This window comes from Citrobacter sp. RHB36-C18 (assembly GCF_013814485.1).
In the GTDB taxonomy this organism is placed as follows: Bacteria; Pseudomonadota; Gammaproteobacteria; order Enterobacterales; family Enterobacteriaceae; genus Citrobacter; species Citrobacter braakii.
Genome location: NZ_CP057125.1, coordinates 711638 through 729961, shown reverse-complemented (window position 1 = coordinate 729961; position 18324 = coordinate 711638). Strand labels below are relative to the sequence as shown.

At 51.6% G+C, this 18324-nt stretch carries 20 protein-coding genes; 6 read left to right on the top strand and 14 right to left on the bottom strand.

Going from position 1 to position 18324, the window contains the following annotated elements:
• Positions 1 to 19: 19 nt before the first annotated feature.
• From hypA to yghX, 10 genes are all read right to left on the bottom strand, one after another.
• Positions 20 to 361, bottom strand: coding sequence for a hydrogenase maturation nickel metallochaperone HypA (gene hypA / locus HVZ52_RS03560; RefSeq protein WP_016157467.1), 342 nt, complete (start codon positions 359 to 361; stop codon positions 20 to 22).
• Positions 354 to 842, bottom strand: a complete 489-nt coding sequence (hybE, locus tag HVZ52_RS03555) for a hydrogenase-2 assembly chaperone (RefSeq protein ID WP_016154490.1) — start codon at positions 840 to 842, stop codon at positions 354 to 356. The genes hypA and hybE overlap by 8 nt, the downstream gene beginning before the upstream one ends.
• Positions 835 to 1329, bottom strand: coding sequence for a HyaD/HybD family hydrogenase maturation endopeptidase (locus tag HVZ52_RS03550; RefSeq protein ID WP_016157468.1), 495 nt, complete (start codon positions 1327 to 1329; stop codon positions 835 to 837). The genes hybE and HVZ52_RS03550 overlap by 8 nt, the downstream gene beginning before the upstream one ends.
• Positions 1329 to 3032, bottom strand: a complete 1704-nt coding sequence (hybC, locus tag HVZ52_RS03545) for a hydrogenase 2 large subunit (protein WP_003024476.1) — start codon at positions 3030 to 3032, stop codon at positions 1329 to 1331. Before hybC ends, HVZ52_RS03550 begins: the two co-directional genes overlap by 1 nt.
• Positions 3029 to 4207 (bottom strand): Ni/Fe-hydrogenase cytochrome b subunit, encoded by a 1179-nt coding sequence (gene hybB, locus HVZ52_RS03540; protein ID WP_016154492.1) that lies wholly within the window; start codon positions 4205 to 4207, stop codon positions 3029 to 3031. Before hybB ends, hybC begins: the two co-directional genes overlap by 4 nt.
• The gene (gene hybA / locus HVZ52_RS03535) at positions 4197 to 5183 is read right to left on the bottom strand and encodes a hydrogenase 2 operon protein HybA (protein ID WP_003828357.1); all 987 of its coding nucleotides are present in this window, start codon (positions 5181 to 5183) and stop codon (positions 4197 to 4199) included. The genes hybB and hybA overlap by 11 nt, the downstream gene beginning before the upstream one ends.
• A gap of 2 nt (positions 5184 to 5185) precedes the next feature.
• Positions 5186 to 6304, bottom strand: coding sequence for a hydrogenase 2 small subunit (hybO, locus tag HVZ52_RS03530; RefSeq protein WP_016154493.1), 1119 nt, complete (start codon positions 6302 to 6304; stop codon positions 5186 to 5188).
• A gap of 189 nt (positions 6305 to 6493) precedes the next feature.
• The gene (locus tag HVZ52_RS03525; RefSeq protein ID WP_047358639.1) at positions 6494 to 6781 is read right to left on the bottom strand and encodes a DUF2623 family protein; all 288 of its coding nucleotides are present in this window, start codon (positions 6779 to 6781) and stop codon (positions 6494 to 6496) included.
• Positions 6782 to 6866: 85 nt separating this feature from the next.
• Complete coding sequence (locus HVZ52_RS03520) at positions 6867 to 8507, bottom strand: methyl-accepting chemotaxis protein (protein WP_181598866.1); 1641 nt, start codon at positions 8505 to 8507, stop codon at positions 6867 to 6869.
• Positions 8508 to 8721: 214 nt separating this feature from the next.
• Positions 8722 to 9609 (bottom strand): YghX family hydrolase, encoded by an 888-nt coding sequence (yghX, locus tag HVZ52_RS03515; protein ID WP_047499231.1) that lies wholly within the window; start codon positions 9607 to 9609, stop codon positions 8722 to 8724.
• Positions 9610 to 9764: 155 nt separating this feature from the next.
• On the opposite strand from yghX, the gene HVZ52_RS03510 reads away from it, so the two are divergent.
• On the top strand, positions 9765 to 10805 hold the full coding sequence (locus HVZ52_RS03510; RefSeq protein ID WP_053388758.1) for an aldo/keto reductase: 1041 nt from the start codon (positions 9765 to 9767) through the stop codon (positions 10803 to 10805).
• A 68-nt stretch (positions 10806 to 10873) separates the two neighbouring features.
• Here HVZ52_RS03510 and HVZ52_RS03505 read toward each other — a convergent pair whose 3' ends face one another.
• A complete protein-coding gene (locus tag HVZ52_RS03505; protein ID WP_016154498.1) occupies positions 10874 to 11377 on the bottom strand; it encodes a hypothetical protein in 504 nt (167 codons plus the stop codon).
• 104 nt (positions 11378 to 11481) lie between these two features.
• On the opposite strand from HVZ52_RS03505, the gene HVZ52_RS03500 reads away from it, so the two are divergent.
• On the top strand, positions 11482 to 11886 hold the full coding sequence (locus HVZ52_RS03500; RefSeq protein WP_046276175.1) for a hypothetical protein: 405 nt from the start codon (positions 11482 to 11484) through the stop codon (positions 11884 to 11886).
• A gap of 1 nt (position 11887) precedes the next feature.
• On the top strand, positions 11888 to 12295 hold the full coding sequence (locus HVZ52_RS03495; protein WP_016154500.1) for a hypothetical protein: 408 nt from the start codon (positions 11888 to 11890) through the stop codon (positions 12293 to 12295).
• A 71-nt stretch (positions 12296 to 12366) separates the two neighbouring features.
• Here HVZ52_RS03495 and exbD read toward each other — a convergent pair whose 3' ends face one another.
• Together exbD and exbB are read right to left on the bottom strand one after the other, a co-directional pair.
• Positions 12367 to 12792, bottom strand: coding sequence for a TonB system transport protein ExbD (gene exbD / locus HVZ52_RS03490; protein ID WP_016154501.1), 426 nt, complete (start codon positions 12790 to 12792; stop codon positions 12367 to 12369).
• A 6-nt stretch (positions 12793 to 12798) separates the two neighbouring features.
• Complete coding sequence (gene exbB, locus HVZ52_RS03485; protein WP_075848586.1) at positions 12799 to 13533, bottom strand: tol-pal system-associated acyl-CoA thioesterase; 735 nt, start codon at positions 13531 to 13533, stop codon at positions 12799 to 12801.
• 250 nt (positions 13534 to 13783) lie between these two features.
• On the opposite strand from exbB, the gene metC reads away from it, so the two are divergent.
• Together metC and yghB are read left to right on the top strand one after the other, a co-directional pair.
• A complete protein-coding gene (gene metC, locus HVZ52_RS03480) occupies positions 13784 to 14971 on the top strand; it encodes a cystathionine beta-lyase (RefSeq protein ID WP_016157474.1) in 1188 nt (395 codons plus the stop codon).
• Between the two features lie 131 nt (positions 14972 to 15102).
• The gene (gene yghB / locus HVZ52_RS03475; RefSeq protein ID WP_016154504.1) at positions 15103 to 15762 is read left to right on the top strand and encodes a DedA family general envelope maintenance protein YghB; all 660 of its coding nucleotides are present in this window, start codon (positions 15103 to 15105) and stop codon (positions 15760 to 15762) included.
• 77 nt (positions 15763 to 15839) lie between these two features.
• Here yghB and HVZ52_RS03470 read toward each other — a convergent pair whose 3' ends face one another.
• A complete protein-coding gene (locus tag HVZ52_RS03470) occupies positions 15840 to 16739 on the bottom strand; it encodes an AraC family transcriptional regulator (protein ID WP_029139662.1) in 900 nt (299 codons plus the stop codon).
• Positions 16740 to 16933: 194 nt separating this feature from the next.
• On the opposite strand from HVZ52_RS03470, the gene yqhD reads away from it, so the two are divergent.
• Positions 16934 to 18097, top strand: coding sequence for an alcohol dehydrogenase (gene yqhD, locus HVZ52_RS03465; protein WP_003838168.1), 1164 nt, complete (start codon positions 16934 to 16936; stop codon positions 18095 to 18097).
• Positions 18098 to 18324 lie beyond the last annotated feature (227 nt).

Here is an 18324-nt window from a genome sequence, read left to right as displayed (position 1 = left end):
CCCCATAGCAACCTATGGGTTATTCGACTTCAATACTTTTCACTTTCAGTGAATCGCCAGCATCAACCCGCAGGCGATCGCCCTGACATTGTGGACACTGCGCATCATGCTGGGTGATTTCCACAACCTGACTGCAATCCCAGCACCATGCCTGGGCTGGCTTGTAATCAATATGCAGCTCACAACCCTGAGCCAGCGTCCCCTGACAGACGATGTCGAAACTGAAACGAACAGCGCTCTCTTCAACGCAGGAGAGCGCCCCGATTTCCAGCCAAACACCGGTTACACGTTTGACACCGTGCTGCTCTGCCTGCTGTTGAACAATCTCAACCGCGCTCTGACAAAGGGACAGCTCATGCATTTTCGCAGTTCCGACGACCCAGCAGCAACGCGCGGCGATTTAGCTGCGGCGCATTCGGATCGCTAACCGGCAGCGATAACAGCATTCGCGCGCAATCGTCAGTCAGACGCATGCCTTCTTGCGCCGACATACTGTGCGAAAGCGGCGACATCAGTGAGCAGGAAAGGTATTGCGATACGCCCTCCAGTTCACCAACGGTAAAGGTCATCTCGCCATACGGCAGACGCAGTCCGATTTTTTCGCTGACTTTACGCACCGGCCAGATCTGGTCCGGTCCGGGGAAAATCAGTGCGCTGAGCATCCAGGGCGTGATAACACACCCCGTCCACTGTCCTTCAAACAACGTAAATTCAGAGACATATACTGGCATGTTCGGATGCAGGAAAGAGAGATCGTGCATTGAACGCCGGGCAACCTCTTCAAACGCTGCCTGAATTTGCATCTTCGGGGCCGTCTGAAAACCGACAAACTCCTCAGACATGAGCCGCCTCCCGCGGGATCGCTTCAACACCTGATTCGCGAAGCGCGGCAAGAACCTGCTCAAGCGCAGGTTCAATCATCGCTTCAACCGTTGGCGTTAGTCCGATATGCGGCTCCAGCGATTCCGGAATAACACCGACTAACGTCAGCTTTTTCGGAAACTCGCCGGTGAAACGCAGGGCCGACAATACGTCGGCCAGACCAAGCTGGTGCGGTGAGATTTTGTTGGTAAACAGCGCCGGGATCTCTTCATCCCGCAGGACCATCATCGTTCCTGGCGTGTTTTTCTTCGACACAATGGCGTCAGCAATGATCAGATGATCTCTGTTCGCCATATCACCGAGAAGCTCCATCCCAGCCGTACCACCGTCCAGAACATCAACAAAGTCTGGCAGGACGTACCGTTGTTCTAATGCCTCAACGATACGTACCCCGATGGCTTCGTCGGTCAGCAAAATATTGCCGACCCCTAAGACTAATATCCGCATTACAGAACCTTAACTGAGACCACTTCGTTCCCATCAACGTCCACCACATGCACCGCACATGACATACAAGGGTCGAAGGAGTGAATGGTACGAACCACTTCCAGCGGTTTGTTTGGATCGGCAATCGGCGTACCTACCAGCGAGCGCTCATACGGTCCCACTTCATCATTAAAGTTACGTGGGCCAGAGTTCCAGGTTGACGGTACTACCGCCTGGTAGTTGCTGATAATGCCATCTTTGATCACCATCCAGTGAGACAGCATACCGCGCGGCGCTTCGAGGAAACCGACACCTTTAAATTCACCCGTTGCCGGGATATCCGGTTTCACGAAGGTAGTGTGGTCGCCTTTGCCGATGTTCACAATCAGCGCATTGTACTGATCCTGCAGAACGTTCTGCAGTTCACAGCAGTGAACGGTACGGCCAATAATACGGCCCAACGTAGAGTGCAGCTGTGACACTTCGATAGTTTTACCGGTCAGCTTGGTGTAAATCGCGATGATTTCATTCAGCTTGGCATGGGTAGACTCGCGTTTGGCCGCCAGTTTACACAGCATGTTGGCCAACGGCCCCACTTCAACCGTTTTACCGTAGAAGGTCGGTGCTTTAACCCAGGAGTACTTGCCATCATCTGACCAACCGGTGTAATCAGGAACCGTTGTGCCTTCCCACGGAGCCTGCGGCGCTTCGTCTTTGTACCAGGCGTGTTTCGCACTCTCCTGAATCCCTTTGATCAGGTACTCATCGGAGTGAGAGGTGATCGGACGATAGGTCGACAGATCTTCATTGGTGATGTAACCACCCGGGAACAGGAAGCTGCCGTTTTTACCGTCAGTCGGGAATTCCGGTGCGCTCAGATAGTTAACCGCACCTTGACCACGTTCCAGCCACTCAGGGTAGAACGCAGCAATAACCGCGGTATCAACCTTGTAAACCTGCTCAACGAAGTCGCTCAGCTTATCGATAAAGGACTTGATATACATCAGGCGCTCAAGGTTCAGCACGCCAAGGCCGTCGAGGTTAATTGGGTTAGCAACCCCGCCTACCGCCAGGTTCTGAATGTGCGGCGTTTTACCGCCCAACAGCGCCACAACACGGTTAGCATCACGCTGGCATTCCAGCGCCTGCAGGTAGTGAGCGACCGCAATCAGGTTCACTTCTGGCGGCAGTTGCATTGCCGGGTGACCCCAGCAACCGTTGGCAAAAATGCCTAACTGACCGCTGGCAACAAGGTCTTTGATCTTGTTCTGAACCTTAGTGAACTCTTCTGCGCTGTTCAGGTGCCAGGAGGACACGCCGTTCAGCATGGCAGACGCTTTCGCTGGATCTGCTTTCAGTGCAGAGGTGATATCCACCCAGTCCAGCGCAGAGAGCTGATAGAAGTGAACAATGTGGTCATGCGTGGTGTGCGCGGCCAGAATGATGTTACGGATATACTGTGCGTTCACCGGAACATCAATATTCAGCGCGCTTTCTGCTGCACGAACGGAAGAGATAGCGTGAGTGGTAGTACAAACGCCACAGATACGCTGCACAATCATCCAGGCATCGCGCGGATCGCGGTTTTTCACGATCTCTTCCATGCCACGCCACATGGTACCGGAAGCCCATGCTTTAGATACCACGCCATTTTCGATTTCGCAGTCGATGCGTAAATGACCCTCAATACGGGTTACCGGATCAATAGTAATTCTCTGGCTCATGCTTTGCTCGCCTCATGACGATTTTGATCGTTTTGTTTTAAAGGAGGAAGTATCGGCAGTAGACGAATGAGTACGATGTATGCACAAATCTCAATAGCCACAAAACCAATAGAAATCAACAGTTCTTCCCAGGTCGGGAAGTAGTGGTAGCCACCACCAGGATTGAACGCCACCAGCGAATAGGACAGACGCCATGTCGCACAACCCAGCAATGCGCTCAGCGCAGACAGATACAGCATGCGCGAGTCGTTACGCAACTTAGTGACGCGCAGCACCACCAGCGGGAAGACCATCAGCACGACTTCAATCCAGAACATCAGGGAGTAAAGATCGCCTGAGAACGCATAGGACAGCTTGTCGCGATAGATCAGTTCGCCAAAGCGCAGGACCACGAAAATCGCCAACAGCACACTGATGGTATTCGTCAGCTTGATGAACAAACTTTTCTCGTCCGGACCATTACCTTTCAGCCCGGCTTGTACCAACGAGCCTTCAAAGATGACGATCGAGAAGCCCATAATAAAAGCGGTTAATACGGAGAAAAGCGGCAACATTTCATAAGCTTGCCATAGCGGATGCACTTTATAGCCCGCAGAAATCATCAATGAACCCATTGAAGACTGGTGCATAGTTGGCAGCAGAGCGCCAAGGGCAATAATAAAGAACATCACTTTATTCAAACGTTTGAGAGAGACTTTCCACCCCAGACGTTCAAACAGAGCCGGAGCAAATTCCAGCGCCATGATGCCGATATAGATGGTCATGCAGACCGCCGTTTCGAACAGTACCGAGTTCACGTTGAAGTGGCCCGGAATGTAGAAATACGGCAGGTTCCAGTAACGACCGACGTCAATGGTGATCGACAGACCACCCAGCGAGTAGCCAAACAGGCTCGCCAGCAGCGCCGGACGTACCAGTGGATGGTATTGTCCTCTGTTGAAAACATACACCGCCCACGCCAGAGCCCAGCCACCGCACGCGAAGCCGGTACCAATCAGCAGGTCAAACGCGATCCATACACCCCATGGGAAACCGCCGTTCAGATCGGAGACTGAGCCCAATCCGAAGACCAGACGTTTCACGATCAGGAGCATACACAGGACGATAAGCGGCCCAAAAATAATGACCGGTTTGCTGATTATTTTTCCGCCCAGCGGTTTAGGATCATGACTCATGATCGTCTCCTCCATCGTGATGGTCGTTTTTCGTGTTACGACGAACCAGCACGGTTAAGCCCGCCAGCGCAGCCAGGGGTAATATCATGCCCTTGTACAAGGAATGTTGAACATGTTCGGAACGCGCACCGGTTGAAAGATCATCCAGTTTCGGCAGATCCAAATCCTCGTAAGGAACGCCCGTCAGTACCATAACCTGTGTACCACCACCCTCTTTCTCGCCGTACAGATGGGGGTAATACTTCGGTACCGTATGCAGATAGGTATCGCCTGCTTTCACCGTCTGACGCGGATAGTGGTATTCGCTGCCAGGCTTCAGCGCGAGACGTTTTTTCGCCTCAGCCATCAGCTCTTCACGCGTACCAAAAATCACCGCACCAGCAGGGCACACTTCAACACAACCCGGTAAACCGCCTTTGTCCAGACGCTCAACACCTTTCTGGTTACACAGTTCACATTTGTGAAGCGCACCAAACGGGTTGTTGTAGTCATACTTAGGCACATTGTACGGGCAGGCGACCATGCAGTAACGACAGCCCGTGCAGACATCTTTGTCATAGTGGACGATGCCAGTTTTCGGATCTTTCTTCAGCGCGGAGACCGGGCAAACGGAGACGCAGTTCGGATCGACACAGTGCATGCACTGCTTCTTAATGTATGCGTAGCCGTTTTCTTCCTGGTCTTTGTTAACGCCTGTTCCGCTACGCCACACCTGGATGATGTTATTGGTATACGGTGACAGTTTGTCGTTGTTCGACCAGGTCTGCTCGCCTTCCGGGTTACGCGCCGGGAAGTTGATATCCTGACACTTGGTAACACAGGCCTGGCAGCCTACGCACAGCGTCGAGTCATAGAGCATCCCAAGAGAACCAGGGATCGGCGGACGGTTTTCTGCAGCCGCATGGCTGATGGACGGCGCAGCGCCCAACAGCAATGCCCCGCTGGAGGCTGCTTTAATAAAGTTACGTCTGTTCACGGTTATTCTCCCCGTGAGTCAGCGTTATCTTTCTTCTGCTGACGCCCCAGTTCACGAACCGCCATCACGCTGACACCGGCAACCAGTCCTACTACGCCACCAAGCAGCCCAATCGCCCCGGCAGAAATATTGCCGCCTTCTTTCATATTGACGTCAGGTTTCTCGGAACGCGGTGTTTGGTTTTCCACATGAGCAAGCTGGTGAATACCTTTATGGAAACCGACACCTTCTTCGTTACAGCCGTAGCAAGGGTGACCGATTGCCACCGGCCACACGCCGCCAACATCGCAGAATTGCAGCGTTGAGCAGTTGCCGTAGGTTTCTGGTCCTTTACAGCCCAGATGGTAGAGGCACCATCCTTCACGGTGACCTTCATCGCCAAACTCTTTAGCAAAACGACCTGCATCGAAGTGCGGGCGACGTTCGCAGTGTTCGTGAATCAAACGACCATAGGCAAATGTCGGACGGTTTTTGGTATCCAGCTTCGGCGGCTTACCGTAAGTGATGATATGCGCGACCGTTGCAAGGAAGTTGTGCGGGTTCGGAGGACAGCCGGGGATGTTGATGATGGTTTTGCCTGGCAGAACTTCCTGCAAGCCGACGGCCCCCGTTGGGTTAACGCCAGCAGCAGCAACACCACCCCACGCGGCACAAGAGCCGATGGCAATGATAGCGGCAGCGCCTTCTGCGGCCCGGCGGATGTGATCTACGATCGGCTCACCGGCAACCATGCAGTAAATACCATTGTCTTTCAGTGGGATAGAACCATCTACAACCAAAACATATTGCCCTTTGTACTTCTCCAGAGCGTTATGTTTATTCTCTTCGACCTGGTGGCCGAAGGCGGCAGAGAGTACCTCATGGTATTCCAGAGAGATTGTCTCCAGAACGAGGTTTTCCACTGTAGGGTGTGTCGCGCGAAGTAGCGATTCAGTACAACCCGTACACTCCTGCGCACCAATCCAGATAACCGGTGGACGCTGAGGACGAGAAACTGATTCGGCCATTTCTGCGGCGGCTTTGCTACTGAGCCCCATGGTAGCGGCCAGTGCTGCACAAAGCTTCATGAAATCACGGCGATTGATGCCGTTCGAATTGATGAGAGAGTTATCTCCAGTCATTTTATAGTTATTCCGTTGCGAAGACCTGGCTTTTATTTTGCACCTTTCGCATGTTGCATATTGCGATCGGCGCGCCATTTACCACACTTTTTATATGGTTATGTGCATTATAATACTTCGGCGGAGCAACAAAACGAAGGCGTAGGTCAATAGTGTAATTAATTAAAGCAAGATAATACCCCTTTCGGATCAAGCTTCGAGACGATAGCCAGCCATGAAAAAACGAATTGTTGTACTGGACTGGTTCTCTTTAAAGAAATCCATAACCATCTCTTTATCCAGCCCATAGCGACGCGTGAGGATCCCCGCTTCCCACGCGCTGAGCTGTCGATCGCCCGTTTTTTCAAACATTCGATGAGAAAATCCCAGCACAAAACCGCGTTTATAATCAGCACAAAAATTGGCCGCCGTGCGTGCGCTATCCGCACTTGACGCGTTTAATCCGGCCATCAAGCCTTTTCCAAAATGGTTGTTCATGCATAACCTCCAATCGCTATATAATAAATTATATAGCGATTTTTTAAGCAAAGACCAGAGGTATCACGTACTTTTTTATGCCCGCTTAAAAGGACACCCATTCATCCTTTTTAGCAGTTGCAGACGTTTTGCTGTCTGCTGAAGGGGAAACGGTGCTGGCAGCGGCGTACTGCACATCGTTTGCTGAAAGGCGGAACTGTTGTACCGAGCGTTGCAGCTCTTCCGTTTGCCGTTCAAGCGCCACAGCTGCGGCGGAAACTTGCTCTACCAGCGCGGCGTTCTGTTGCGTTACGCTGTCCATCTGCGTGATCGCCACGCTCACCTGCGAAATGCCCTTATTCTGTTCTTCTGAGGCAGAAGCAATTTGCTTCATGATAACGGTCACTTCGGTGGCTCCGCGCAGAATCGCCTCCATGGTTAATCCCGTCTCTTTAACCAGTCGAGCGCCCTGATCGACGCGACGCGACGATTCGCCAATCAGCGTCTCAATCTCTTTCGCCGCCCCGGCGCTACGGCTGGCGAGGTTACGCACCTCACCGGCAACAACGGCAAAACCACGCCCCTGCTCACCTGCTCTGGCAGCTTCAACTGCCGCGTTCAGCGCCAGAATATTAGTCTGGAAGGCAATGCTATTAATAACAGACGTAATTTCCGCGATCTGTTTAGAGCTGGCGGCAATGCCGTCCATCGTCTCAACCACTTCTGAAACCAGGCTGCTCCCTTTACCTGCCGTCTCTGTCGCCGTATCGGCAAGCTGGCTGGCTTCACGCGCGTTTTCGGCGTTCAGTTTTACCGTTGCGGTCAGTTGCTCCATGCTGGCAGCGGTCTCTTCCAGCGCCGCAGCCTGCTCCTCAGTACGCGATGAGAGATCGTTATTGCCGGTGGATATTTCCGTAGCCCCTCGCCAGATGTTGTCACTACCTGAGCGAATTGTACTGACGGCTTCGCGCAGGCTGTCCTGCATCGCGCACAATAACGGCACCAGTTGGCCCACGCAGTTACGGCCAAAATCTTCGATTGGATGGCTGAGATCGCCCTGAGCAATCTGCTGGAACTGCTGGCGGATACGTCCCAGGGGTTTCACCATCATGGCGACGAGGTAACGGTCTGTGAAGAACAGGAGAGCAATACCGAGGATCACGGCGGTAATAATTAGCGTCCGGATGATAGACGTTTTGCCATCGACCATGACGCGCGTGGTATCAAGCCGCTCACCTGCCGTGGCGTTAAAACGTTCGGCACTGGCGCCAAATTCACGGCTCAGCGCTGGCGTAACGGTGCTGGCATGCTCCGCAAAGGCCGTAAGCGTGCCCTGCTGCGCCAGTTGCATTTGCGGAACCACCCCGTTATCCAGCAGCGCCTGCCACTTCGTCAGTACCGCCGCGGCAACGTCCGGATCCATAGGCCCCGGAGACAACGTTTTCATCTCCTGGAGTTTTTTGCTCATATTCTCCAGGGACTGCTGCGCTGGTGCAAAATCAGGCGTTCCGCCGCTCATTTTGACATCCATGGCGCGACTTAAGCGCGTTACGAAGCGAAAATACTGATCGTTCCCCTGACTGAGCACCGTCATCTGATGGACAAGATGACGGTCAATATCATTGCCTTCAGATATTTTTGATAAAGAATGAAGACTGAATAAACCCACGCCCGACCAGAGCAGGCAAAAAAGTCCCAGTATTGCCAACATGACAATACGAATAGTGAAGTTTTTCAGCAAACGCATAATAATTTCCTTGCCGTTGATGAGGAATTCGCCATCAGGCGATACTTATCCTTGTTATCGGCAGGCAACAGAGAAGATATAATGCATTCTTTATTTTTTTACTTTCTTAAGTATATCCAATATTATTTACACTATATCAACATGAATGCTAATGAAATTAGCTAGCATTATTATTCAGATAATTAACCTGAAGCATTAAATAATCCCTTGTTTTCTATCGTAAATATTTGTTAAACCATGCAAGAGTACGCTCCCAGGCCAAATCAGCGGCAGCATTATCATAACGCGGTGTCGAGTCATTATGAAAACCATGATTAACGCCGGGATAGATATATGCCTCATAGACTTTCTTATTGGCTTTGAGCGCCGCTTCATAGGCAGGCCATCCCTCATTAATTCGGGTATCTAATTGCGCATAGTGCAGTAATAAAGGCGCTTTTATTTTAGGGACATCTGATGCAGGAACCTGACGCCCATAAAAAGGCACTGCGCAGGCCAGTTCAGGAAAAGCAACTGCTGCGGCATTCGATACGCCGCCACCGTAGCAAAATCCGGTGATACCCACCTTTCCCGTCGCGCCTGAATAACGCTGCATAAATTCAATGGCGGCAAAGAAGTCGTTCATCAGCTTTACCGGGTCAACCTGCTGCTGCAACTCCCGACCTTTATCATCATTGCCAGGATAGCCCCCTACTGAACTTAATCCATCAGGCGCGAGTGCAATATAGCCCGCCTTCGCCACCCGCCGTGCCACATCCTCAATATACGGATTCAGCCCACGATTCTCATGCACCACCACTACCGCCGGAACTTTCCCCGTCGCTTTCGCAGGTTTAACCAGATACCCACGCACATCACCATGCCCTTCAGGTGAAGGATAAGTCATGTATTCCGCCAGGATATCAGGATCGGTGAACTCCACCTGCGTTGCGAGGGCATAATTGGGTTTCAACACATTGAATAATGCCAGCGCCGTCATACCACCGACTGCATATTTCGCAGCAAGATTGAGAAACTCGCGTTTCGTTATTTTGCCATGAGCGTAATAGTCATAGTAGTCGAGCAATTCTTGCGGAAAGTCTTTGGCAGTTAGACGCGGCATGGCAGCACTCCAGATCGATGTTTTTTTAAGCAAAGCACAGTGGTCTGTTTTTGCCCAGTTTTTCATTCCAGTGTGACCTGGTGAACGGGATATTCATCATGAACCCGCTAGAATAGAAACGTTGTTTCGAAATTCACCTGCACTAAGGAGATCTCATGGACTGGTTTGCCAATCCTGAACGTTACGAGCAGATGCTCTATCGCTACTGCGGGCGCAGCGGTTTACGTTTACCCGCGCTATCGCTGGGTTTGTGGCACAGTTTTGGGCACGTTCAGGCGCTGGATTCACAGCGCGCTCTGCTGCGTAAAGCATTTGATTTAGGCATCACGCATTTTGATTTAGCCAATAACTACGGGCCGCCTCCGGGCAGCGCAGAAGAGAATTTTGGCCGATTATTGCGCGAGGATTTTGCACACTATCGTGATGAACTGATCATCTCCACCAAGGCAGGCTATGACATGTGGCCAGGGCCATACGGTTCTGGCGGTTCGCGCAAATACCTGCTCGCCAGCCTCGACCAGAGCCTGAAACGCATGGGCCTCGACTATGTCGATATCTTCTACTCGCACCGCGTTGACGAAAATACGCCAATGGAAGAGACCGCCTCAGCGCTGGCCCATGCGGTGCAAAGCGGTAAAGCGCTGTATGTCGGCATCTCATCCTATTCTCCGGAGCGTACGCAGAAAATGGCCGAGCTGATGCGGGAATGGAAAATTCCGCTGCTGATCCACCAGCCTTCTTACAACCTGCTTAACCGTTGGGTAGACAGCAGCGGTCTGCTGGATACGCTGGAATCCAACGGCATGGGCTGCATCGCATTTACGCCGCTGGCCCAGGGGCTGCTGACGGGGAAATACCTCAACGGCATTCCGGAAGGTTCACGCATGCAGCGTGAAGGGAAAAAAGTTCGTGGGCTGACGGAAAATATGCTGACGGAAGAAAACCTTAACAGCCTGCGTTTGCTCAATGAGATGGCGCAACAGCGCGGACAGTCGATGGCGCAAATGGCCTTAAGCTGGCTGCTGAAAGACAACCGGGTGACGTCGGTATTAATTGGCGCCAGCCGACCGGAGCAACTGGAGGAGAACGTTCAGTCATTGGCTAACCTGACGTTCAGCGCCGAAGAACTGGCGCAGATCGATAAGCATGTCGCGGATGGTAAGCTGAATCTGTGGCAGGCCTCATCTGACAAATAGCCGTTTGTAACTCTGTGCCGGGAAGCGGCGTTAGCCTCCCCGGCACGTAACAGGGCCAGCCAATCCCTTCACACCTCTTCCGCTTTGATCTCTGGACGTTGAAATTCCGGCCACACCAGCGCGACAAGCGCAGGATAAGCCTCCAGACTGAACTCCCTGAAGCACTGGCGTAAGTTAAGCACATCCAGATCGGCATGCGGGACTTTCTCACCGCTCAGACAGCGCTTTTTTATATTGTCGTAATATTTATACACCGCAGAGTTGAGATCGCTACAACGCCGCTGTGCATCAAATAGCCCTGGCGTCTCATTTAGCTCCACCATTGTCATCCGCTTGATCGTTGAGTGGATAAAATCGATATATTCGTGATTAACGCGCCAATACCATACTGGGGTAATCGAATTCATCAGTACCGAAAAATGATCTTCCCCCTCTTCTTTACTCAGCATTTCCGGCTGGTTTTCAGAGTGCCCATTTTCTGCATATCGGTTTTTATTTGCACTGCGCATCAACAAAAGTACCCCGCAGGTAAGCAATAGCAGGGTAATAACAGAATAAAATATACTGTTCATATACTGGCTCCATTTTTTTTGATTTTAAAATTACGCCATGCTATTGTCAACGCAGCCTGGTTTATTTAGAACAACATATCATTGGCATCAAAGGATATTTCAACATGCTTCCCGAGCATCTTGTTCCCTCGCGTTTTCACTTATCCAGCTCATCTACTAATACCAGTCCCACAGATAATAGTGAAAATTTGACTCAGGGAAAGAGAACATTAAGCGATTACGAACCCGATATTTTGATTAGCTCTACCGCTAACGGCCAGGCGCGCAATATGTTATTTGAAGAGTGCGATCGCCATTTAAAAGAGCGCCTGTTTCGTGCCGCGAAAATTGAGTCCTTCACTCGCCTGCTCAATTCACTACAAGCGGAAGGCGACATTAACGCTCAAGAATTAAGTAAAATTTTATCGACAAAAACAGCCAGCGTAAATGAACAGGGCAATAAAATTTGGCTTAATTTAATTACGCGTGAGACCAGCGATCCTATTTTTTATTCTCTGGAAGAGAAATAAAATGAAAGATGTTGAGGATAATAATGTTTATTTGGCTTTAGATGACCATAAAAGCGATGAGTTTGTCTTAAAGCAAAATTTGGCCGTATTGATTGCCAATAAAAATGCGACGTTGGAAAGCGTTGCCCAGGAGATGGTTTCTATTCCCGCCGCGCTGGTGCGGATGAAATGGCAAAATCGTCGCGAAATTTATGCGCTACAGGCTAAAGAAGAGATCTATGGCGCCGCGATTGAAGCCATTATGGAGCAGCAACCAGAACTACGGGACAAAATCATGGCCCGGCTGGAGAGCACATACCAGCATATACTCAAGCGAGAAACAGCCACCTTACGCCTGACGCGTAAACTGTCTGAAGGGAACTACGAACCCACCAGGATAACGGCAGTCGCACTGGATGAGGACAGATAAGGGCGTGTGGGGAGAGCTGAATCAGGAGAGGAAGGCCGGGTAAGGCAACAACCATTACCCGGCAATCAGGATTACTTCGCTTTCACGGTCTCTTCACCGACCAGACCAATCTTCAGGAAACCCGCCTGATGCAGCGTATCCATAACTTTCATCATGGTTTCATAATCGACGGTTTTATCCGCACGGAAGAAAATCGTGGTGTCTTTCTTCCCATCGGTCAGCGTATTTAATTCGCTAATCATGGTGTCATCCGTCACCTGATTGTTGCCAATAAACATACTCTTATCGGCTTTAACAGACAGGTAAACCGGTTTTTCCGGACGCGGCTGCGGCGTGCTGGTGGAAGCCGGGAGATTCACCTTCACATCCACCGTTGCCAACGGTGCGGCCACCATAAAGATGATCAATAAAACCAACATAACATCGATAAACGGCGTCACGTTGATTTCATGCATTTCACCGTTATCGTCCAGGTTTTCATTAAAGCTCATTGCCATGGAACATTATCCTACACGTAATTTCTGCGCAGCACGTACCGGATGGGCAGAAGCGCTAGCGTTCAGGTCCAGATCGCGACTTTGCAGCAACAATACCTGTGCCGCGACATCGCCCAGCATCGCTTTATAGCTGCCAATCTGACGTGCGAAAATGTTGTAGATAACGACCGCAGGAATTGCCGCGATCAGACCGATCGCCGTCGCTAACAGTGCTTCTGCGATACCCGGCGCAACAACGGCCAGGTTGGTCGTTTGGGTTTGTGCAATGCCGATGAAGCTATTCATGATCCCCCATACGGTACCGAACAGACCCACAAATGGAGAGATAGCCCCGATGGTGGCCAGGTAGCCGTTACCACGTCCCATATGACGACCTACCGCCGCCACACGACGCTCCAGACGGAAGCCGGTACGCTCTTTAATACCTTCGTTGTCGTCGCTGCCTTCTGACAATTCCAGTTCGTTCTGCGCTTCGTAAATCAACTGTGCGCCCAAGCTTTTGCCATCAAATCCTGCAGCAATCTCATTTGCCTGGTCTAAAGAGCGGGCGTCCGCCAGCAGTTGCTGTTCACGCTTAAGGCGGCGTTTCTGAGTAAAGAACTCAAGGCTCTTACTAAAGAAGATAGCCCAGGTGACCACTGATGCCAAAATCAGCCCAATCATCACGCACTTAACCACGATATCGGCGTGCTGATACATACCCCAGACGGAAAGATCCGTCTGCATCAAATTATTACCCACTCTGTATCTCCAGGACGCAAATCACAAAATCTGAGCGTAATGATATCAAAACGACGTCGAATTGATAGTCGTTCTCATTACTATTTACATATTGCCGCACCTTTGGTTTCTTTTCCTTGCGCTTACGCAGTAAAAAAGTCACCAGAAGCATTTTGAGATTATTTTCTACTGTATGACCGTTCTGCAGGATGCGTCATCTTTGATTCATGGTAGTTTAGACATCCAGACGTATAAAAACAGGTAAGACGACATGGCAGATAAGCAACTTGAAACCAAACTCGTTCACGCAGGACGCAGTAAAAAGTACACGCTGGGCGCGGTAAATAGCGTGATCCAGCGCGCTTCTTCGCTAGTGTTTGACACCGTAGAGGCCAAAAAGCAGGCTACGCACAACCGTGCTAACGGTGCGCTTTTCTATGGACGTCGCGGAACCTTGACGCATTTTTCCCTGCAGGAGGCAATGTGTGAACTGGAAGGCGGCGCGGGTTGTGCGTTATTCCCCTGCGGCGCGGCGGCCGTTGCCAACACCATCCTCGCCTTTGTGGAACAAGGGGATCATGTGCTGATGACCAACACCGCCTATGAACCCAGCCAGGATTTCTGCACCAAAATTCTCGGCAAACTCGGCGTGTCCACCGGATGGTTCGATCCGCTGGTTGGTGCCGATATTGTGAAGCACATACAGCCGAACACTAAAGTCGTATTTCTGGAATCTCCCGGCTCTGTCACCATGGAAGTACATGATGTCCCTGCTATTGTTGCCGCCGTCAGAAGCGTCGCGCCGGATGCGATCATCATAATTGATAACACCTGGGCTGCCGGGGTGCTGTTCAAAGCACTGGATTTTGGCATCGACATTTCTATTCAGGCTGGTACCAAATATCTGATTGGCCATTCCGACGCCATGGTCGGCACTGCGGTAGCTAATGCCCGTTGCTGGGATCAACTGCGCGAAAATGCCTATCTGATGGGGCAAATGCTGGACGCCGATACCGCCTATATGACCAGCCGCGGACTGCGTACGCTAAGCGTTCGCCTGCGCCAACATCATGAAAGCAGCTTAAAGGTCGCCGAGTGGCTGGCCAGCCATCCGCAGGTCGCCCGCGTGAATCACCCCGCGCTACCCGGCAGTAAAGGCCACGAATTCTGGAAGCGTGATTTCACCGGCAGCAGCGGACTGTTCTCATTTGTATTGAATAAGAAACTAAATCATGAAGAGCTGGCCGCGTATCTCGACCACTTCAGCCTGTTCAGCATGGCCTACTCCTGGGGCGGTTTTGAGTCGCTGATTCTCGCTAATCAGCCGGAACACATTGCGGCAATCCGTCCGCAAGGCGAGGTGGACTTCAGTGGAACGCTCATCCGTTTGCATATCGGTTTAGAGAATGTTGACGATCTGATTGCCGATTTGGCCGCAGGATTTGCCCGAATCGAGTAAAATTGCCATAGATGGACATATATGCAGACACTTCTGGTGGAAAAGTCTGCAATTGTTGCGTCCGGGATCAAGGCATCCCGGACAATTCAGGAGTACAATCCACACATAAACGCTGTTCCACAGGAAAGTCCATGGTAGTCATTCAAGATATTGTCTCCGCGCTTTGGCAACACGATTTTGCCGCGTTGGCGGATCCGCACGTTGTGAGCGTGGTGTACTTCGTAATGTTCGCCACACTGTTTTTAGAAAATGGCCTGCTGCCTGCCTCCTTTTTACCCGGAGACAGCCTGTTATTGCTGGCAGGGGCGCTGATCGCTCAGGACGTGATGAGTTTTATACCTACCATAGCTATTCTGACTGCCGCAGCCAGTCTGGGCTGCTGGCTGAGCTACATTCAGGGACGCTGGCTGGGCAACACACGGACGGTAAAAGGCTGGCTGGCGCAATTACCTGATAAATATCATCAGCGCGCTACCTGCATGTTTGACCAACACGGGCTGATGGCACTGCTGGCTGGGCGTTTCCTGGCATTCGTTCGTACCTTGCTGCCAACAATGGCGGGAATTTCGGGCCTGCCAAACCGTCGGTTCCAGTTTTTTAACTGGCTGAGCGGTCTGCTGTGGGTCACCGTCGTCACCGGCTTTGGCTATGCGCTGAGCATGATCCCGTTCGTCAAACGCCATGAAGATCAGGTGATGACCTTTTTAATGATCCTGCCGATTGCCCTGTTAACCGCGGGTCTGTTGGGAACCCTGTTTGTCGTGATTAAAAAAAAATACTGTAGCGCCTGAGCATTAACCGTAGGCCGGGGTTCCCCCGGCATTTTCGCCTGATGACGTTTCGCTTATCAGGCCAGCGCTGAGCAAGTTTAACTCCCCTGCATCATTCGAATTCTGGCTGCATCCTCCCCCGGCGTTACGCCAAAGAAACGTTTGAATTCCCGACTGAATTGCGATGCGCTCTCATAGCCGACGCGCATGGCAGCCGCACTGGCCTTCATCCCGTCGTGGATCATCATCATCCGTGCTTTATGCAGACGATAGCTCTTCAGGTATTGCAGCGGCGACGTGCTGGTCACCGCTTTAAAATTATGATGAAACGCCGACACGCTCATGTTCGCTTCTGCCGCCAACTGTTCGACATTGAGATTTTCGGTGTATTTGGTTTCAATGCGCTTCAGCACCCGGCTTATCAAACTGAAATGCGTCTGGCGGCTAACCAGCGCCAGTAATGCGCCGCCGCGCGGCCCGGTCAGCACATGGTAGAGGATCTCGCGAATAATCTGTTTCCCCAGAATACGCGCATCCAGCGGTCGCTCCATCACATCCAGCAGGCGCTCAGCGGCGCACAGTATTTCGTCAGAAAGCGTCGCGGAGTTGATCCCGCTGGCCGCCATGGCGGGCTGGAACAGCTCATCTTCCCCAATGTCCATCAACAGCTCCTGCAATTGCAGAATATCGACATTCAGGTAGATACCGGCCAGGGGAACCTCCGGCGTTGCATACGTTTCACATTCAAAGGGTAACGGTACGGTTAGCAACAGGTATTCGTTGGCGTCATAACGAAATACACGTTCATTGATATAACCAATTTTATGTCCCGAAAAGAGAAATATGATTCCTGGCTGATACATTACCGGTGTACGCGCTGCCGGCTCAGTTCCGTGCAGCAGGCGGACATCTGGCAGCAGTTCGCTGAGTTTATTTTCATTGTTTTTCAGCTGCTTAATTTTATCTGTCAGCAGAAGGCAGATCTCATCACGGTTCATAGAGCACCATTTCATCATCGGTTTGCAACCATGACATAATGCGCAGATTTATCCGTTTTCTCCAGCAGTCTGTAGAAATGGGCAAGACATCGGCAGAAATGAGCATTGAGAGCAGCGCGGCTGACGACCACAATGTTCATCATCCGGCAGATACTCTCCTGCCCTCTTTTTTTACCCACATAAGGGAACGAGCAATGAACAACTTTAATCTCCATACCCCAACCCGCATTCTGTTTGGTAAAGGTGCGATTGCTGAGCTGCGCGATCAAATCCCTCAGGATGCTCGCGTATTGGTTACCTATGGCGGCGGTAGCGTGAAAAAAACCGGTGTCCTGGCACAGGTTCAGGATGCGCTGAAAGGCCTGGACGTGCTGGAGTTTGGCGGTATTGAGCCGAACCCGTCTTATGAAACGCTGATGAACGCGGTAAAAATCGTGCGTGATGAGAAAGTGACGTTCCTGCTGGCGGTAGGCGGCGGTTCGGTGCTGGATGGCACCAAATTCATCGCGGCTGCGGCACAATACGCTGACGGCATCGATCCATGGCGCATTCTGGAAACCCACGGCAACGACGTAACAAGCGCTATCCCGATGGGCTCCGTATTAACCCTGCCAGCAACCGGCTCTGAATCTAACTCCGGCGCGGTCATTTCGCGTAAAACCACCGGCGATAAGCTGGCCTTTATGACCCCATTTGTGCAGCCGGTATTTGCCGTGCTGGATCCGGTTTACACCTATACCCTGCCGCCGCGTCAGGTTGCGAACGGCGTCGTAGATGCCTTCGTACATACCGTTGAGCAGTATGTGACTTATCCGGTTGACGGGAAAATTCAGGATCGCTTTGCTGAAGGTATTCTGCTTACGCTGGTAGAAGAAGGCCCGAAAGCATTGCAGGAGCCGGAAAATTACAACGTGCGTGCGAACGTTATGTGGGCGGCAACCCAGGCGCTGAACGGTCTGATTGGCGCAGGCGTACCACAAGACTGGGCAACGCATATGCTGGGCCACGAACTGACCGCAATGCACGGTCTGGATCATGCTCAAACATTGGCTATCGTTCTGCCAGCGCTGTGGAATGAAAAACGCGATACCAAACGTGCCAAACTGCTGCAATACGCAGAGCGTATCTGGAATATCACTGAAGGTTCCGATGACCAACGCATCGACGCCGCTATTGCCGCAACCCGCGCTTTCTTCGAACAAATGGGCGTACCGACTCGTCTGTCTGACTACGGCCTGGACGGTAGCTCCATCCCGGCGCTACTGGAAAAACTGCAAGCGCACGGCGGTACAAAACTGGGCGAACATCAGGACATTACGCTCGAGGTCAGCCGTCGGATTTACGAAGCTGCCCGCTAAGGTTTTTTCACCTCCGCCTTTCATTTTTGGGTATTTATATTCTAAATATTTCGAGTTGCATAAAGGCGGCAAAGGAGAGAATCCCAGGAGCTTACATAAGTCAGTGACTGGGGGTGAAACGACAAACCTGCCGGGAGCAGATTTGAACGCTGCTTGCAGCGGACCTGAAAGGGCGAGGCTCATGGATGGGCCGCGTAATAAAGCCAACGCATATGCAGCTTGAAGTA